Source organism: Rhodococcus sp. NPDC057297 (assembly GCF_042667435.1).
GTDB lineage: Bacteria > Actinomycetota > Actinomycetes > Mycobacteriales > Mycobacteriaceae > Rhodococcoides.
This window is the reverse complement of sequence record NZ_JBHUZE010000016.1, coordinates 13,504-30,133: the sequence shown is the minus strand read 5'-3', so window position 1 is coordinate 30,133 and position 16,630 is coordinate 13,504. Positions and strand designations below refer to the sequence as shown.

18 protein-coding genes and 1 riboswitch are annotated in these 16,630 nt (G+C 65.7%); of the genes, 8 read left to right on the top strand and 10 right to left on the bottom strand.

Annotated features, from left to right (window positions below; genetic code table 11):
• The coding region (locus ACFULT_RS27070; RefSeq protein WP_378483079.1) for an HNH endonuclease signature motif containing protein at nucleotides 1-1,217 on the top strand (1,217 nt) is incomplete at its 5' end.
• A gap of 1 nt (nucleotide 1,218) precedes the next feature.
• Here the strand turns inward: ACFULT_RS27070 and ACFULT_RS27065 are convergent.
• Genes ACFULT_RS27065 through ACFULT_RS27055 form a run of 3 tightly spaced genes read right to left on the bottom strand, consistent with a single transcriptional unit; the run spans nucleotide 1,219 to nucleotide 2,260 of the window.
• On the bottom strand, nucleotides 1,219-1,440 hold the full coding sequence (locus ACFULT_RS27065; protein WP_378483078.1) for a hypothetical protein: 222 nt from the start codon (nucleotides 1,438-1,440) through the stop codon (nucleotides 1,219-1,221).
• On the bottom strand, nucleotides 1,437-1,661 hold the full coding sequence (locus ACFULT_RS27060) for a hypothetical protein (RefSeq protein WP_378483077.1): 225 nt from the start codon (nucleotides 1,659-1,661) through the stop codon (nucleotides 1,437-1,439). Before ACFULT_RS27060 ends, ACFULT_RS27065 begins: the two co-directional genes overlap by 4 nt.
• 11 nt (nucleotides 1,662-1,672) lie before the next feature.
• Nucleotides 1,673-2,260, bottom strand: coding sequence for a TetR/AcrR family transcriptional regulator (locus ACFULT_RS27055; RefSeq protein ID WP_037107346.1), 588 nt, complete (start codon nucleotides 2,258-2,260; stop codon nucleotides 1,673-1,675).
• An 83-nt stretch (nucleotides 2,261-2,343) separates the two neighbouring features.
• Here ACFULT_RS27055 and ACFULT_RS27050 point away from each other — a divergent pair, with 83 nt between their 5' ends.
• On the top strand, nucleotides 2,344-3,483 hold the full coding sequence (locus ACFULT_RS27050; RefSeq protein WP_378483076.1) for an acyl-CoA dehydrogenase family protein: 1,140 nt from the start codon (nucleotides 2,344-2,346) through the stop codon (nucleotides 3,481-3,483).
• Nucleotides 3,484-3,503: 20 nt separating this feature from the next.
• On the opposite strand, the gene ACFULT_RS27045 is transcribed toward ACFULT_RS27050, so the two are convergent.
• The 4 genes from ACFULT_RS27045 to ACFULT_RS27030 form a co-directional block, all read right to left on the bottom strand.
• Nucleotides 3,504-4,304: an ABC transporter gene (locus ACFULT_RS27045; RefSeq protein WP_094719542.1), complete on the bottom strand. Its 801-nt coding sequence runs from the start codon at nucleotides 4,302-4,304 to the stop codon at nucleotides 3,504-3,506.
• Nucleotides 4,305-4,330: 26 nt separating this feature from the next.
• Nucleotides 4,331-4,645 (bottom strand): multidrug efflux SMR transporter, encoded by a 315-nt coding sequence (locus ACFULT_RS27040; RefSeq protein WP_020113381.1) that lies wholly within the window; start codon nucleotides 4,643-4,645, stop codon nucleotides 4,331-4,333.
• A 13-nt stretch (nucleotides 4,646-4,658) separates the two neighbouring features.
• Nucleotides 4,659-4,722: riboswitch (guanidine-III (ykkC-III) riboswitch) on the bottom strand.
• A 25-nt stretch (nucleotides 4,723-4,747) separates the two neighbouring features.
• Nucleotides 4,748-5,425 (bottom strand): TIGR03943 family putative permease subunit, encoded by a 678-nt coding sequence (locus tag ACFULT_RS27035; RefSeq protein WP_378483075.1) that lies wholly within the window; start codon nucleotides 5,423-5,425, stop codon nucleotides 4,748-4,750.
• Nucleotides 5,422-6,420, bottom strand: a complete 999-nt coding sequence (locus tag ACFULT_RS27030) for a permease (protein ID WP_378483074.1) — start codon at nucleotides 6,418-6,420, stop codon at nucleotides 5,422-5,424. Before ACFULT_RS27030 ends, ACFULT_RS27035 begins: the two co-directional genes overlap by 4 nt.
• A 90-nt stretch (nucleotides 6,421-6,510) precedes the next feature.
• Between ACFULT_RS27030 and ACFULT_RS27025 the strand changes: the two genes are divergently transcribed.
• Together ACFULT_RS27025 and ACFULT_RS27020 are read left to right on the top strand one after the other, a co-directional pair.
• Nucleotides 6,511-7,209 carry a response regulator transcription factor gene (locus tag ACFULT_RS27025; protein ID WP_026347530.1) on the top strand — a complete coding sequence of 233 codons (699 nt, stop codon included), beginning with the start codon at nucleotides 6,511-6,513 and terminating at the stop codon, nucleotides 7,207-7,209.
• The gene (locus ACFULT_RS27020; RefSeq protein WP_378483073.1) at nucleotides 7,206-8,630 is read left to right on the top strand and encodes an ATP-binding protein; all 1,425 of its coding nucleotides are present in this window, start codon (nucleotides 7,206-7,208) and stop codon (nucleotides 8,628-8,630) included. The genes ACFULT_RS27025 and ACFULT_RS27020 overlap by 4 nt, the downstream gene beginning before the upstream one ends.
• Here the strand turns inward: ACFULT_RS27020 and ACFULT_RS27015 are convergent.
• The gene (locus ACFULT_RS27015) at nucleotides 8,627-9,997 is read right to left on the bottom strand and encodes an MFS transporter (protein WP_378483072.1); all 1,371 of its coding nucleotides are present in this window, start codon (nucleotides 9,995-9,997) and stop codon (nucleotides 8,627-8,629) included. The genes ACFULT_RS27020 and ACFULT_RS27015 overlap by 4 nt on opposite strands.
• A 79-nt stretch (nucleotides 9,998-10,076) precedes the next feature.
• On the opposite strand from ACFULT_RS27015, the gene ACFULT_RS27010 reads away from it, so the two are divergent.
• Complete coding sequence (locus tag ACFULT_RS27010; protein ID WP_037107367.1) at nucleotides 10,077-10,592, top strand: helix-turn-helix domain-containing protein; 516 nt, start codon at nucleotides 10,077-10,079, stop codon at nucleotides 10,590-10,592.
• Here the strand turns inward: ACFULT_RS27010 and ACFULT_RS27005 are convergent.
• Complete coding sequence (locus tag ACFULT_RS27005; protein ID WP_037107370.1) at nucleotides 10,585-11,010, bottom strand: HIT family protein; 426 nt, start codon at nucleotides 11,008-11,010, stop codon at nucleotides 10,585-10,587. The genes ACFULT_RS27010 and ACFULT_RS27005 overlap by 8 nt on opposite strands.
• Before the next feature lie 122 nt (nucleotides 11,011-11,132).
• On the opposite strand from ACFULT_RS27005, the gene ACFULT_RS27000 reads away from it, so the two are divergent.
• The 3 genes from ACFULT_RS27000 to purD are packed head-to-tail and all read left to right on the top strand — an operon-like array spanning nucleotide 11,133 to nucleotide 15,685.
• Nucleotides 11,133-12,374 carry a glycosyltransferase gene (locus ACFULT_RS27000; protein WP_378483071.1) on the top strand — a complete coding sequence of 414 codons (1,242 nt, stop codon included), beginning with the start codon at nucleotides 11,133-11,135 and terminating at the stop codon, nucleotides 12,372-12,374.
• Nucleotides 12,371-14,389 carry a glycosyltransferase family 39 protein gene (locus tag ACFULT_RS26995; RefSeq protein ID WP_378483070.1) on the top strand — a complete coding sequence of 673 codons (2,019 nt, stop codon included), beginning with the start codon at nucleotides 12,371-12,373 and terminating at the stop codon, nucleotides 14,387-14,389. The genes ACFULT_RS27000 and ACFULT_RS26995 overlap by 4 nt, the downstream gene beginning before the upstream one ends.
• Nucleotides 14,390-14,434: 45 nt before the next feature.
• The gene (purD, locus tag ACFULT_RS26990) at nucleotides 14,435-15,685 is read left to right on the top strand and encodes a phosphoribosylamine--glycine ligase (RefSeq protein WP_378483069.1); all 1,251 of its coding nucleotides are present in this window, start codon (nucleotides 14,435-14,437) and stop codon (nucleotides 15,683-15,685) included.
• Between the two features lie 118 nt (nucleotides 15,686-15,803).
• Here the strand turns inward: purD and thiM are convergent, their stop codons facing one another.
• Nucleotides 15,804-16,625 (bottom strand): hydroxyethylthiazole kinase, encoded by an 822-nt coding sequence (gene thiM / locus ACFULT_RS26985; protein WP_378483068.1) that lies wholly within the window; start codon nucleotides 16,623-16,625, stop codon nucleotides 15,804-15,806.
• Nucleotides 16,626-16,630 lie beyond the last annotated feature (5 nt).

Below are 16,630 nucleotides of genomic sequence, written 5' to 3'. Positions count from 1 at the left end.
TCGATCCGGAACTGGCTCGGCTCATCGCCACCGACGCCCACTGGCAAGGCCTGCTCACCGAACTCCACGACGTCCTCACCGCCCGAGCACCACACACCCAGGCACAAGGTGAACCGGACAAGGCCGACCCTCCCGGCGACGCAGGGACCCACGTCGATGCCGATACCGGCACACCTGGCGACACAGGCCTGGGTGACACCGAGACCGAAGACGACGAGAGCACAGACGACGAGAGCACTGACGACGGGGCGGCTGGCGACGAGGCAGCTGATCGGCCCGGCACCGAGGGTCCCGGCACCGAGGGTCACGGCACTGAGGGTCCCGACGATTCCGGGAACGCAGGAACCGGCGCTGCCGCGACGAATCGACGACAAGTACCGAGGACAGTGCTCTCGTCCCTACGGATTCGGGTACCGCGGCTGATCCACCGCGGCCGGATCCGCCGAGCAGGAACCGTACCCACACCCACCCGCACACCCACCAGCGCCACCGGCCTGCCCAGCGCCACCGGCCTGCCCCGTGGCACCGGTCTGCCCAGTGGCACGGGTCTGCTCAGTGACACTGTTCGCGCGCAGATCACCGCGGCACTACTGGCAGCGATCACCGCCGACCCCGCCCTCGCTGCAGGGATCCATCCCGACGGCCACGGAGGTGACACCGAGCCACCACCCGGCGCCCTGACCTACCGACCCAACACCGACCTCGCCGCCCGCGTACGCATGACCTACCGCACCTGCACCCACCCTGGATGCACCGTCCCCTCCACCGACTGCGAACTCGACCACATCGTCCCCTACGACCACCACACCCCCCACCGCGGCGGATGGACCATCGAGACCAACCTCCACCCCGTCTGCACCGCCCACCACAAACACAAAACCGCCAACGCAGCCACCGTCGCCCACCTCGCCGGCGGCATCATCATCTGGACCCACACCACCGGCATCCGCACCCTCACCTTCCCCGAACTCGGATGCCCCACCACCGCACGCACCCGCCGACACCGACGCGGGCGACCCCTCCCCGAACCCGACACCACCACACCCACCTGGTGGGAACAACACATGTCCCCCACCACACCCGAACCCACCACCGCCGACCTCCGACACGCACCCACCGACACCGCCCGCACCCGAATCCGACTCCTCCGCCGAAAACTACGACAACACAAAACCATCCAACGCCTCCGCGAACGAAAGAAACCACCACCCTTCTGATCTACGAAGGCGGTCGATCGTCCTCGGGCACTCGGTATTTACCGCCTCGGATCACATGCACCGCGTACCCGGCGATGCCGAGCACGTAGGCGACGGTCGGAGCCACGAGGACCCACGTCGACACCGACCCGTCGTCGGATCCTGTTGTTCCGGCGACTACGGTCATCCACGTCAGGAGGGCAATCGTCGCTGCGCCGATCCATTCGAGATCCTCGGCGATCATGTGATCGAACGTTGCGCGAACAACACACCGAGCGCAAGACCGACGCCGGCCATCGTGGCGACGAACGACCACGGGGATTCCGTGCGCGTGACGACGCCGGACCCGTCGAAATGTGCCGGAACGTCGCCGTCGGATGTCGCGGCGACGAAAACGAGCGAGAGAACGAATACCAGACACGAGGCCCAGAAGGCTGTTCTGGATGCGTGCCGACCGTTCCTCATCGCCGCCGATTCTACGAAGGTGCCCGGTGACCGCTGATGCCGGTGGTGAGGAGGGCGGCGAGTTCGGCGTACGCCTGGGAGTCGTCGAGGCCGGTGCGTTCGGATATTTCACGCGTCTGGATTCGTGCCATTGTCGATGCGGCGACGTCGGCGACGAATGCGGCATGGACACTGCGGACTTCGCCGGCCGCGGCACCGTCGTCGATCAGGGCTTGAACGCGTTTGGCCGCGAACGCTGTGTTCTGCTCGTAGATTTCGCGTGCCGGAGGGAAGGCGGCAAGGTCGTTCATGAACTGTCGTGACGCCGGCTGCAGGGCGTCGCCCACTGCGGTCAGGTACGCGGTCAGGCGGTTGCCGAACCCGTCGACCCCGACGATCGCTGCCTCCACGCGGTCCGTTGCACCGCGGAAGAAGTGCACGGTTGCGGCTCGGACGAGCTGTTCTTTGCTGCCTGCCAGGGTGTAGAGCGTCGATTTGCTGCAGCGGAGGCGCGCCGAGATGTCGTCGAGCGTGAGGTGGGCGAACCCTTCGCTCAACAGGAGGTCGACGAGCTGGTCGAACAGTTGGGCACGGCGGGCCGTCGCGTGAGCTGCGGTCATGAGCCTCGACAGTACTGTAGTAGGCCATTCAGTATCATATGCAGTACTGTGATGGGACCGTCAGTACTGTGAGGAGTTCGAAAGTGCCTGTCGATCGTTTGTTGCCCACCGAAGAAGCCCGGGACCTCATCCAGCTCACGCGCGATGTCGCGGACAAGGTGCTGGATCCCATCGTCGACGAGCACGAGAAGAACGAGACCTACCCTGAAGGCGTGTTCGGCACCCTCGGTGAAGCCGGGCTGTTGAGCCTCCCGTTCCCGGAGGAGTGGGGCGGCGGTGGCCAGCCGTACGAGGTCTACCTGCAGGTACTGGAAGAACTGGCGGCCCGCTGGGCTGCGGTGGCCGTTGCGGTCAGCGTGCACAGTCTCGCGTGCTCCCCGCTGTTGGCGTTCGGAACCGAGGAGCAGAAGCAGCGCTGGCTTCCGGACATGCTGGGCGGCAGTCTCGTCGGCGCATACAGTTTGTCCGAGCCGCAAGCGGGATCCGACGCCGCCGCGTTGACCTGCAAGGCGACAGCCAAGGACGACGGATACGTCGTCAACGGCGCCAAGGCGTGGATCACTCACGGCGGTATCGCAGATTTCTACAACCTCTTCGCTCGGACCGGTGAAGGGTCCAAGGGTGTTTCCTGCTTCCTCGTTCCCAAGGACCAGAAGGGTCTCTCCTTCGGCAAGCCGGAGGAGAAGATGGGTCTGCACGCAGTGCCCACCACGTCGGCGAACTACGACAATGCCTTCGTCTCGGCCGAGCGACGTCTCGGCGCCGAGGGGCAAGGCCTCCAGATCGCCTTCAGTGCACTCGATTCCGGCCGCCTGGGAATTGCTGCGGTTGCCGTGGGTATCGCCCAGGCAGCCCTGAACGACGCAGTCGCCTACGCCAACGAGCGCACGACGTTCGGCAAGAAGATCGTCGACCACCAGGGTCTTGGCTTCCTGTTGGCCGACATGGCGGCCGCGGTCGATTCCGCGCGGGCCACCTACATCGATGCTGCTCGACGTCGCGATGCCGGGTTGGATTACTCGCGGGGCGCATCGGTCGCGAAACTCGTCGCGACCGACGCCGCGATGAAGGTCACCACCGACGCGGTCCAGGTGTTCGGCGGGTACGGCTACACGCGGGACTTCCGCGTCGAGCGGTACATGCGCGACGCCAAGATCACGCAGATCTTCGAGGGCACCAACCAGATTCAGCGTCTGGTCATTGCCCGGGGTCTGCGAAACTGATGCCTGCGCGGCTTGTCCGTCTACTGCAGTTCGTGGACGGTCTGCTTGCCCTTGAGCCAGCGATTGGGTAGCCGACCGACCAACTCGCCCAACGGATTCACTGCCTGCGACAAAATCTCGACCGAGTCCTGCAGGATGTCGATGCTGACGCCCATGCGTTCGATGTTGGGTGCCAGCTGAGACAAGGTTTCGGTCAAGGTCACGAGCTGATCGAGCGGACCACCCTTGGCGGTCAGCCTCTCGATGGCGCCGCCCTCGGCGAGCAGCTGTTCCAGCAGGCCGCCTTCCTGGGTGGCGCGTTCGATGATGCCGTCCTCGCGGGTCAGAAGTTCGAGCGGTCCGTCCTTGGCGGTCAGGCGTTCGAGGGGGCCGTCGACGGCGGTGATTCGATCGAGTAGCCCACCGGCGGCGAGCAGTCGCTCGAGCGGACCGTCCTCGGCGAGCAGCCGGTCCAGAGGTCCATCGGTGGCGGTCACACGGTCGACAGGTCCACCGGGAGCCAGCAACCGTTCGAGCGTGCCCTCCTCCGACGTCAACCTGTCGACGACGCCGCCGGGCGCGAGCAGTCGGTCGAGCGGGCCTCCCTCGCGCAGAGCGTTGCCCAACGCTCGGTCGTCCGAGGTGAGCTGACCCAGCTGGGACAGCAGCTGCATCGTGCCGCCCTTGGGATCGGTGAGCGAGGCCAGGTTGGCAGGCGTGGCTGCACCGGTCTCGAGGGCGAATCGAGTGGTGGACAGAATCGCCCCCGAGACCTCCAGGGCAGTTTCCGCGATGGCAATCCCAGCGCGTGCAGGCAGTGTGATCGCGGACACCCAGTTCATGGAAGTTACTGTAACTGCTGGATCGGTCAGTGCAGCAGCTTCAGCCCGACGACGCAGCCGACGATGCCCACGAGCAGCGCGACCTTGATCCACGACGACGATTCGTCGCCTGTGATCATCGCGTAGGCGACGGTGAGGGTTGCGCCGATTCCGACCCAGACGGCGTATGCGGTGCCGACGGGCAGGGTGCGCATCGCGACGGCCAGGCCGCCCATGCTGGCGACGAGGGCGACACCGAAGACGATCGTGGGAACGGGGCGCGAAAAACCATCGGACTTGCCGAGGGCGGTGGCCCACACTGCTTCGAGTACGCCGGAGATGACAAGAATGACCCAAGCCATGAGAAAACACTCCCATGCACCGTCTTGTCGCTGGCCGGGTACGGTGCGCTCGTCCGCTGGTCCCACTGTGTCGAATTCAGCAAGACTGGTACTAAGGTACCACTAATAGGCGTACGTGTTCTCGGGTTCGTCGATCTGCTCGACACCGGTCACCGCCATCGTCGGAATGTTGCCCGTCTCCGGGGACGACTTGCCGACGGTTCCACGCACCCGCAGCCACTCGCCCTCCACGTCTCGGTCCAAGTGGATGCGGATGGATCGCGCGTCGGCAGCGCAGCAGATGATCAGAATGCGCGCCAGATCGACACTGCCGTCCGGGTTCGCCACTCGAATCCCCGTCACGGTGATCTCGCGATCGTCGAGGCTGCCCGTGCTGTCCCTCGCGGCACGCTGAACGACGTCGAGCAGTGGTACTTCGGGCGCCTCGCCGTCGGGCAACGGTGGAAACGCAGTGCGCTGCACAGGACCGGCCGCGACCACCCGATCCGACACCGACGACACGTCGAGTGCGGGCGGCGCGACGAACAGAATCAACGCCGCCGGAAGAAGCAACATCCAGTACGGCCGAGAGCTGTGGGCGTGGTCGTCGTGCGCCGGTCCGCCTCGCCGGACGTCGCGAACGATCGCCACCACCGCCAAGCCGACGATGAAAATCCCGCTGGCCACCAGGTAGGGGTGCAGGCTCGGCTTCACGTAGCGCAGAAAGCTTCCGTCCACGGAGATCTTGACCATCGCGCCACCGACGAGCAGAAGCAGGACGTTCTGCGTCTCCCGCCTCATCGGGCACCCAGAACGAGAAGCCCGACGGAGGTAGCGCACGCCACCGCGACGACGAAGGTGACCGGGGCGAATCGGGCGACGAATCCACGTCCGAAACTGCCCGCCTGCATCGCCATCAGTTTGGCGTCGACCGCGGGGCCGACGACGAGGAACACCAGCCGGGGGAGTAGAGGCAGCATCGACATGCTCGCTGCGACGAAGGCGTCGGCCTCCGAACACAACGCGAGAACGACGGCCAGAACTGCCATCACCAGAATCGCCAGGAGCATCTGCCCGGCGAGGTGTTCGAGGATGGAATCGGGAACGACGATGTGCAGCAGCGCCGCGGCTCCGGCTCCGAGGACGAGGAAGGCGCCCGCCTGCATCAGGTCGTGTCGTGCGGATTCGGTGAACACTTCCCATTTCGACCGCGAAGAATCGTGGCTGTGATCGGCGAATTTCTTCGTGATCCACTCGGCACGTCCGATTCTGGCCCACAACCAGCCCATCACCAGGGCAGTGGCCAGCGATGCAAGAAATCTCGCCAACACCATCCGCGGTTCACCGGGGAACGCGACAGCCGTCGACACCAGCACCACAGGGTTGATGGCAGGTGCGGACAGGAGGAATGCGAGCGCCGCCGACGTCGGCGCACCCTGGTCCATCAGACGCCTGGATACCGGAACGGCGCCGCATTCGCACCCGGGCAGGGCCATTCCGGCCAGTCCGGAGACACCGACCGCAGCTTTCTCGTCGGCCGGCAGCAGTCGCTCCAGAACCCGCGGCGAGACGAACGCGGCGATCCCACCGCTGACCAGCACACCGAGCACCAGAAACGGGGTTGCCTGAACGAAGACACCCAGGAATATCGTCGCACCCGTTCGTAGCTGGGGAAAGGAATTCACCGCCGTGACCAGCTGCTCCCGGAACGCGATCGCGCACACGAGCAGAAATGCGAATACGTGCATCGAATCGATGCGGCGGACCGGACTCGCCGAGGTGTCCGTCGTCGCCATCGCCGTCCATCATGCACCCCACGCGGCTCTCACAGAAACCTCACAGCGAGAGTGCAGCAACTGCGCAGGCTGCGGGTCCAGAATGGGTACGTGAGCGAAACACCTGAGGCCCGAGTGCTGGTCGTCGACGACGAACCGACAATTCTGGAGCTGCTGTCGGTCAGCCTGCGATTCCAGGGGTTCGACGTCCAGACCGCATCGTCCGGACCCGAGGGGCTGGACAAGGCGCGCACGTTCCGGCCCGAAGCCGTGATACTCGACGTCATGATGCCGGGGATGGACGGGTTCGGTCTGCTGCGCAGGCTGCGTGCCGACGGCGTCGACGCCCCCGCGCTGTTCCTGACCGCCCGCGATTCCGTGGAGGACAAGGTCTCGGGTCTGACGCTCGGCGCCGACGACTACGTCACCAAACCGTTCAGCCTCGAAGAGGTGGTTGCTCGGTTGAGGGTCATTCTGCGTCGATCCGGAAAGACGGAGGAGACTGCACCGTCGCGAATCTCGTTCGCGGACATCGAACTCGACGACGACACCCACGAGGTGTGGAAGGCAGGCGAGCCGGTTGCACTCTCGCCGACGGAATTCACGCTGCTCCGGTATTTCATGGTCAACGCAGGCACGGTGCTGAGCAAGCCCCGGATTCTGGATCACGTGTGGCACTACGATTTCGGCGGCGAAGTCGGCGTCGTCGAGTCCTACGTGTCCTACCTGCGCCGCAAGGTGGACACGGGGGACACCCGGCTCATCCACACTCTGCGTGGTGTCGGATACGTCATGCGGCAGCCGCGGTGAGGCGCCTTCCGGCGCCGAGGGACGTTCCGCTGCGGTTCACGCTTGTCGCGGCGCTGTTGCTCCTCGTCGCGACCGGGCTTCTGGCGTCGGGCATCGCGGTGACGTCCGCGCTCGAGCAGTCGCTCGTCGAACGCGTCGACAAGAGCTTGTTCGACGCGTCCCGCGTGTGGGCGGAACCCCGGAATCCGGACATGCCACCGCCGTCGGAGTCCAGGCGGCCACCGGCGGACTTCTACGTGAAAGCGACCGACACCGACGGCCAGATCAGGATCGAGGAGGACGCCGGGCAGAACGTTCCCGACGTCGACGGCGTCGACACGTCGCGGCCGACCACGGTCGGTTCCGTCGACGGAGACGAGGAGTGGCGAGCCTTCAGCGTCACCAATTCTCAGGGCACCACCGTGGTCGCGCAGAGTCTGACGCCGACCAAGACCACGGTGGACAAGCTCGTCGTTCTCCAGTCGATCATCGGCGCAATCGTTCTGGCAGTACTGGCGGTAGTCGCCTATTTCGTGGTCCGACGGAGTCTGCGCCCACTCGTGGAGGTGGAGGGAACAGCCGCGGCGATCGCGGCCGGTGACCTGCACGAGCGGGTGCCGGAGAGGAGTTCACGTACCGAGATCGGCAAGCTGTCGATTGCGTTGAACGGCATGCTCACTCGTATTCAGCAGGCGTTCGCGGCGAGCGAGGCGTCCGAGGAGGCCGCCCGCGCGTCCGAGGACAAGATGCGACGCTTCGTCGCCGACGCGAGTCACGAGCTACGCACACCACTGACGACGATTCGGGGATTCGCGGAGCTGCATCGGCAAGGCGCGATGAGCGACATCACGTTGTTGATGAACCGCATCGAGGGTGAATCGGCACGCATGGGTTTGCTCGTCGAGGATCTGCTGATGCTGGCCAGGCTCGACGCGCAACGCCCGCTGGAGGCTCGATCCGTCGACGTGCTCACCATCGCTGCCGATGCCGTCCACGATGCTCGAGCGGTCGCCCCCGAACGCGATATTTCACTGAAAGTCGTGTCAGGGCCTGGCATTCCCGAGGTCACCGGTGACGACGCCCGGTTGCGTCAGGTGGTGGCCAACCTCGTCGGAAACGCTGTTCGGCACACTCCATCCGACGCGTCCATCGAGATCCGTGTCGGCACCACGGACACGTCGGTACGACTCGAGGTCAGCGACACCGGGCCTGGCCTGTCGGCCGAGGAATCGGCGCACGTCTTCGAGCGCTTCTATCGTGCGGACAGCTCCCGTACTCGCGAAAGCGGCGGCAGCGGACTGGGATTGTCGATCGTCGCGGCCCTCGTCGCTGCGCACGGCGGTACCGTCACCGTCGACAGCACCCCCGGTCAGGGTGCGACGTTCCGGGTGGAACTGCCCCGCGTGAATCAGGACCGGGTGAATCAGGACCGGGTGAACTAGACCCGGCGGCGGCAGGCGAGCACCACCAGCGCGCCGACGATGGACGCGGCGGTGGTGAACAGTACGGCGCTGTTCCATCCTTCGACGATACCGGCGACACTGGGGGTTCCGGTCGGGACGGCAAGTACGGCAACCACGGTGACACCGACGGCCGAACCTACGTATCGCGCTGTGTTGTTGGCGCCGCTACCCATGCCGGCGCGTCCGGCGGGCACGCTGGCGACGGCTTCGCGGCCGAGTGCGGCGTTGAGGACTCCACTGGAGACACCGGCGATCAGGAGACCGGGCAGCAAGCGGGACCACGTCGAGTCCTCGGACAGGCCGAGTAGAAAGAGCTGCCCGACGGCAACCCCTAGTAGTCCGATGGCCAGCTGTGTCACGCCCGAGATGCTCGGGGGGATTTTTCGAGCGAGCAGGGCCGTGACGACGGACGTGCCGGACCACGCGAACATCAGCAGTGCGGCTTTTAACGCTTGAATACCGTAGGCATTTCCGAGGAATCCGGACACGTACGACATGAGTGCGATGATGCCTGCGCCGGTCATGAGTGCGGCAACGGTTGCCGCGACGAAAGGTGGATGGGCGAACAGCGTCAAGTCCAACATCGCTGTACTGCTGCGGAATTCCACGACGACGAACATGCTCAGAAGTATCGTTGCGACGACGAACAATCCGATGGGCAGCGGCTCGGCCCATCCCTGCCGCCCCTCGATCAGGGCCGCCAGCAGTGCGCTGATGCCCAGGCCCAACAGAACCGCGCCCGTCGGATCCAGTCCGCGCGGAACGTCTGCTCTCGACTCGACGACGACACGGTGCGAGACGTAGGCCAACACAGCTGCGGCGACGGCGAGCACGATGTATGCGTCGCGCCAGGTGGCGATGTGGTCGAAACCGGCGGCGATCAACGGCCCCAGAGCGATTCCTGCGCCGACGCTGGCGCCCCAGATTCCGCTCGCGCGCGCCCGCAAGGGGCCGACCGGGTGAGTGTGCGCGATGATCCCGAGGCTCGACGCGACCAGTGCTGCGCCGCCGATACCCTGCGCGATGCGGGCGATCACGAAGATCAGTGTGTTGGGCGCAACGGCGCATGCAACGGAGCCGGCGGCGAGCACGGCAGCGCCGATCGCGAACGTCCGTCGGCGTCCGAAATCGTCGGCGACGGTTCCCGCGGTCAACAGAGCCGCACCGAGCCCGATGCTCATCGAGCTCAGAATCCAGGTCTTCCCGGCAGCGTCGCTTCCGAGGGTCGTCGCCGTCGGATTGATGGTCGCCAAGGGCGCCGTGAACGCCACCAGGGTCAGCAGAGTGCCGAGCGACGCGATCACGAGTGAGCGTCGTTGCACGGTGGACGGGTCGGTGGTCGTCATTGTTCCCCTTGGTTCGGTGACCGAACTGTAACCGGGCATTTCGGTTCGGTCAACAGACCATTCGGGTAGGCTTCGACGCATGGCCCTCGGCGTCGACTACGTACATCAGGATTGCTCGATGGCGCGCGCGCTCGAGCTCGTCGGCGAGCGCTGGACCCTGCTGATCGTGCGCGACTCGCTCTTCGGCGTGCGACGGTTCTCGGATTTCCGGATTCACCTCGAGGTGTCCAAGGCCGTCCTCACGCAACGGCTCACAGGTCTCGTCGACGCCGGACTGCTCGAGCGTGTTCCCCAGGGAGGCCGCGACGAATACGTGCCGACGGCTGCGCTCGAAGGGCTGTGGCACGTGGTCTACGCGCTGAACGACTGGGGCGGTGCCCAGGTCCCGTCGCCGGGCGGTGCACGTCGAGAATTCCTGCATGCCGACTGCGGAACCCTCCTGACAGGCCCCGGCCTGTGCGCCCACTGTGGAATCGCCCCAGGACCTCGCGACGTGCTCATGCGTCCTGGGCCGGGAATCGGCGGCACCGTGCGGCCGAACGCAGTGTCCGCGGCACTGCGTTCGACGCGCCGATTGCTCGACCCGATCAGGTAGGTACGTTCGCTCCGTAACCGAGTTCGGTCAGTGCAGCCTTGATCTTCGTCGCTGCCTCGTCCTGCGACTCGGCCGAGGGGCTCGGGTCCGCACCGGAGATGTCGAAGTTCCCCATCTCGAACGCCGGGAACACGTGCAGGTGCAGATGCGGCACTTCCAGCCCGGCAATCAGGAAACCGGCTCGCGGTGCGTCGAAACCCTTGACCACAGCCTGACCGATCTTCTGCGCGACCGACGTCAACTTGCCGAACACCGCGCCGTCGACGTCCTGCCACTGGTCGATCTCCTCGCGCGGCACGATCAGGGTGTGGCCCTGAGTGACGGGGGCGATGGTCAGGAACGCAACGACGTCGTCGTCCTCCCAGACGAATCGTCCCGGAATCTCTCCACTGATGATCTTGCTGAATACCGATGCCATGTGCCCAACCCTATGTGGCGGGCGGGACCCATGGGTCATTCCGCAGGCTCCACTCCGGCGGCACAGGAAACTGCCAGCTTGGATCCAGGCTGGTCGCAGGCAGGCAGACGAATCTGTGGTTCATGACATCGAACTCGCTACTCCGAGCAGGTGGCCGTGAGCCCAGCTCGTCCCCGGGTGACGCTGCGACAGCCGTCCTCGAGGTGGTCATTCCGGTCTACAACGAGCAGGAGGATCTCGAGCAGTGCATTCGCAGACTGCACGCGCACCTCGAGGAGACCATTCCGTTTCGCGCCCAGATCACCATCGCGGACAACGCCAGCACGGACGACACGCTCGCCGTCGCCGAGCGACTGGCTGGGGAGATCGACGGTGTGCACGTGCATCACCTCGACGAGAAGGGACGTGGCCGAGCGCTGAAAGCAGTATGGCTGGAGTCCGATGCCGACGTCGTTGCCTACATGGACGTAGACCTGTCCACGGATCTGAATGCGCTGATGCCCCTGGTCGCTCCGCTGCTCTCCGGGCATTCCGATCTAGCCATCGGTTCACGACTGAGTCGATCCTCGCGGGTGGTACGCGGAGCGAAACGTGAATTCATCTCGCGGAGCTACAACCTCATCCTGCGAACCTCGTTGCGCGCGCGGTTCTCCGACGCGCAGTGCGGTTTCAAGGCGATGCGTACCGATGTCGCGCGCACACTCCTTCCGCTGGTGGAGGACAACGGCTGGTTCTTCGACACCGAACTGCTCGTCATCGCCGAGAAGGTGGGTCTGCGGATTCACGAGGTGCCGGTCGACTGGATCGATGATCCGGGCAGCAGCGTGAACATCGTCGACACCGCCGTGAAGGACCTCGAAGGATGCTGGCGAGTGGGCCGAGCGCTGGCGTCGGGTGCATTGCCGGTCGCGGAACTGCGCAAGAGTCTCGGACGGGAGCCGCTCGTGGCCGGAGTACCGCACGGAATGGTCGGGCAGCTGGTGCGCTTCGGAATCATCGGCGTCGCAAGCACGGTCGCGTATGCGCTGCTGTATCTGATGCTGCACCCATTGATCGGCGCACAGGCCGCCAACTTCCTCGGATTGTTGATCACCGCAGTCCTCAACACGGCGGCGAACCGTGCCTTCACGTTCGGTGTTCGCGGGGCCGAGAACGCCGGCCGCCACCAACTGCAGGGGCTTCTGGTGTTCGGTTTCGCGTTGCTGGTCACCAGTGGTTCACTCGCGTTACTGCACGCGGTGGCGCCCGATGTGTCGCGGCACCTCGAACTCGGGGTGCTCGTCGTCGCGAATCTCGTTGCGACGGTGTGCCGATTCATCGCGCTTCGTTGGGTGTTCCGCAGTCCGAAGGACGTGCAGAAATGACGACGCTGATGCAGCGCCCCGTCGACGAGCCGGCCCGGCACACTCGAGCTCGATGGGAATGGATCGGTCTCGCGGTGCTGTTGGTGGGTACTGCCATTGCCTACATCTGGGGCCTCGGTGCGTCGGGTTGGGCGAACTCGTTCTATTCCGCTGCCGTGCAGGCCGGCTCGGTGTCCTGGAAGGCGTTCTTCTTCGGTTCGTCCGATGCGGCAAATTCCATCACCGTCGACAAACCACCCATGTCGTTGTGGGTGATGTCGTTGTCGGTTCGCGTCTTCGGACTCAGCTCCTGGGCGATGCTCATCCCGCAAGCATTGCTCGGCGTCGGTTCCGTCGCACTCCTGTGGGCGACCGTTCGTCGTCAGTTCGGATCTGCCGCCGGCCTTCTCGCTGGACTCACACTCGCGGTCACCCCTGTTGCCGCACTGATGTTCCGCTTCAACAATCCCGACGCCCTGCTGGTGCTGCTGATGATCGCCGCGGTGTGGGCATCGATGCGGGCCATCGAGGACGGGCGTACCCGCTGGCTGGTGCTCACCGGAGTGTTCGTCGGGTTCGGGTTCTTGACCAAGCAGCTTCAGGTGATGCTAGTCATCCCGCCGATCGCGTTGATGTACCTCGCTTTCGGCCGGCCGAAGTTCGTCACCAGGCTGATGCAGCTCTTCGCCGCACTGGGCGCGGCGATCGTGTCGGCCGGCTGGTGGCTACTCGTCGTCGAACTGTGGCCGGCGTCGTCACGGCCCTGGATCGGTGGCTCGCAGGACAACTCGATCCTCGAACTCACCCTCGGATACAACGGTCTCGGCCGCCTCAACGGTGAGGAAACCGGAAGCGTGACCCCGGGTGGCGGCGGTGCCGGTGGCCCGGGCGGCGGTGCAGGAGGTGGCATGTGGGGTGAAACGGGCATCACGCGTATGTTCGACGCCTCGCAGGGCGGTCAGATCGCATGGCTCATCCCGTCGGCGCTGATCCTGCTGGCACTCGGTCTCGTGATCCGCGGACGTGCCCGTCGCATCGATCCTCAGCGCGCGGCGTTGACGGTGTGGGGACTGTGGTTGCTGGTCACCGGTCTGACGTTCAGCTTCATGGCGGGCATCTTCCACTCCTATTACACGGTGGCACTGGCACCTGCTGTGGCAGCACTGATCGGCGCGGGCAGCGTGCTGGCGTGGCGCAACCGCGAGCGATACCGGGTGCGTGTCGGAATGGCTATGGCGACCACCGCGGCCGCAGTGATGGCGGGGGTTCTTCTGGGACGTAGTGCGGACTTCGTACCGTGGTTGCGTTGGACTGTCCTCGTTGTCGGCCTGTTCGGAACACTCGCGCTGCTGATCCCGGTCATGACCCGCGGAAAGCTGGCAGTTGTTTCAGTTCTCGCGGTGCTGTTCGCGGGCCTCGCCGGCCCGACCGCGTACGCACTCGACACCATCGCCACCCCGCACACCGGATCCATCGTCTCGGCCGGGCCGTCGACAGGCATGGGTGGACCAGGCGGATTCGGCGGAGGCAGAGGAATGGACGACGGCCGTACCCGCGACGGTCAATCTCGAATGCCGGGCTTCCCGATGCAGAGCGGTCAGATGCCCGCAGGGCTTCCCGGCGGTGGCATGGGCGGCGGAGCCGGTGGCATTGGCGGCGGAGCCGGTGGCATTGGCGGCGGAGCCGGGGGTCTGCTCAGCGGCAGTGCACCGACCGAGGCGATCACTGCGTTACTCGAAGCGGACGCCGACTCTTACACCTGGGTCGCGGCGGCCGTCGGATCCAACAGTGCCTCCGGCTACCAACTGGCCACCGAGGATCCCGTCATGGCGATCGGCGGATTCAACGGCACCGACCCGTCGCCGACGCTCGAGCAGTTCAAGGAGTACGTGGCGAACGGTGAGATCCACTACTTCATCGCAGGTGGAGGGATGGGTGGCAGCGGTTCCGGAACATCCGCCGACACCTCCGAGTGGGTCACGGCCAACTACACCGCCACGACGGTCGACGGCGTGACGATGTACGACCTGAGCTGACCATCTTTTTCTTCGATGGGAGTCGAGCCGATAGTCTGATGCACTGTGCGCGTACTCGTCATAGGTTCCGGTGCTCGTGAGCACGCCCTTCTTCTTGCGCTGAGCAAGGACCCGAAGGTCAGCAAACTGCTGGTCGCTCCGGGTAATGCAGGCACGGCGGCCCTCGCCGAGCAGCATCCGGTCGACGTCGCGTCCGGTGCAGCGGTGACCGAGCTGGCTCGCAAGGTCGAGGCGGATCTGGTGGTCATCGGACCCGAGGTCCCGCTCGTGCTGGGTGTCGCCGACGCTCTGCGTGAGGCAGGTATCGCCACGTTCGGACCGTCGGTCGACGCTGCTCGAATCGAAGGTTCGAAGGCATTCGCCAAGGACGTCATGGCGGCTGCGGGTGTGCGAACGGCGCACAGTGAAATCGTAGATTCGCCGGCGAAGCTCGACGAAGCCCTCGACCGCTTCGGCCCCAACTGGGTCGTCAAGGACGACGGACTCGCGGCAGGCAAGGGCGTCGTGGTCACCACCGATCGCCTCGCTGCTCGCGATCACGCTGCCGAGTTGCTCGAGACCGGGCATCCGGTGCTGCTGGAATCGTTCCTCGACGGACCGGAGGTGTCGCTGTTCTGCCTCGTCGACGGCAAGACCGTGGTTCCTCTTCTTCCGGCGCAGGATCACAAGCGCGTCGGCGACGGGGACACCGGTCCCAACACCGGCGGCATGGGCGCCTACACCCCGCTTCCGTGGCTGCCCGAGTCCGTGGTTCAGCAGATCGTCAGCGAGGTGGTCGAGCCCGTCGCCGCCGAGATGGTGCGGCGTGGCTCACCGTTCTCCGGTCTGCTGTACGCGGGGCTGGCCATCGGATCGCAAGGACCGGCTGTCGTCGAGTTCAACTGCCGCTTCGGCGATCCCGAGACCCAGGCAGTGCTCGCGCTGCTGAACTCCCCGCTGGGCCAGGCCCTGAACGCAACGGCCACCGGCACGCTGGACTCGCTCGAGCCGCTGCAGTGGAAGAACGGCTCGGCCGTGACCGTGGTGGTCGCAGCCGAGAACTACCCCGGCCGTCCGCGTACGGGCGACGTCATCACGGGTGCGGATGCCGACGGTGTTCTCCACGCAGGCACCGCGCACAAGGACGGCGCAGTCGTCTCCGCTGGTGGCCGCGTGCTCAGCGTCGTCGGTTCGGGCGCGGATCTCGCGGAGGCGAGGGCAGACGCGTACGCGAAGATCGACGCGATCAAGTTGCCGGGCAGTCACTACCGCACCGATATCGGCCTCGCTGCGCTCGAAGGGCGCATCTCACTCTGAGGACCCGAGCCTGATGCTCCACTGTCGAGTCGAATGCGCGGAAAACCGCGTATCCGTCGAAGGAATGGAGCATCAGGCACCCCTGCTGCGTTGACGAGTACGCCTGTGGATGGACCGGTTACAGCTCGAGCGGCTCGATCCGTGCCCGCGCGCGGATGTCGTCCGGAGTGACCGAGGCGAGGGCGTCGAGGTACGCCACCGAGAAAGATCCGGGCCCCGACGACGTGTGTTCCGCCAACTCCGCTGCCACCGCCACGTGCGTGTGTGCGGCCGTGAGCCCGGTCAGCGAATCCGGGGTGACGGCCAGGTAGGCAGCGACGAGTGCGCCCAGCGAGCATCCCGTTGTCGTGACCTTGGTCAGAAGGGGACTGCCACCGCCTACCGTGAGGCCTACTGGACCGCTGCTGCCGCGCCCGACGAGGTAGTCGATCGGTCCGGAGGCGGACACCGCGTCAGCGTGGTCGAGTAATGCGATCGCGGCCGGTACGGCGTCTTTCGAATCGACCGAGCTGTCGACTCCGCGTGTCGAGCTGCCCAGGCCTGCGAGTGCGACGATCTCGGAAGCGTTGCCGCGGACAGCCGTCGGGCGCCGGGTGAGCAGGTCGGCAGCCAGGGACGTACGCCACGGGAGGCCGCCGACGCCGACAGGGTCGAGTACCCAGGGGGTTCCGGCTGCCACCGCTCCGTCCGCGGCAAGAACGAAAGCCTCGGCGGTGCCGTCGTCCGGGGTGCCGAGGTTGACCAGTACCCCTCCTGCGACCGCCGCGAATGCGGCAGCTTCGTGCACGTTGTCGATGTGTGCGTTGCTCGCACCCGCCGCAAGAAGGACGTTGGTGACGAAGTTCGCCGAGACGACGTTGGTGAGTGACTGAACCAACGGGGTCGTCTCGCGCAGTGCGTCGAGAGCATCGGCGACGGTGTGTGCGGTGGGGTGTGTCATACGAA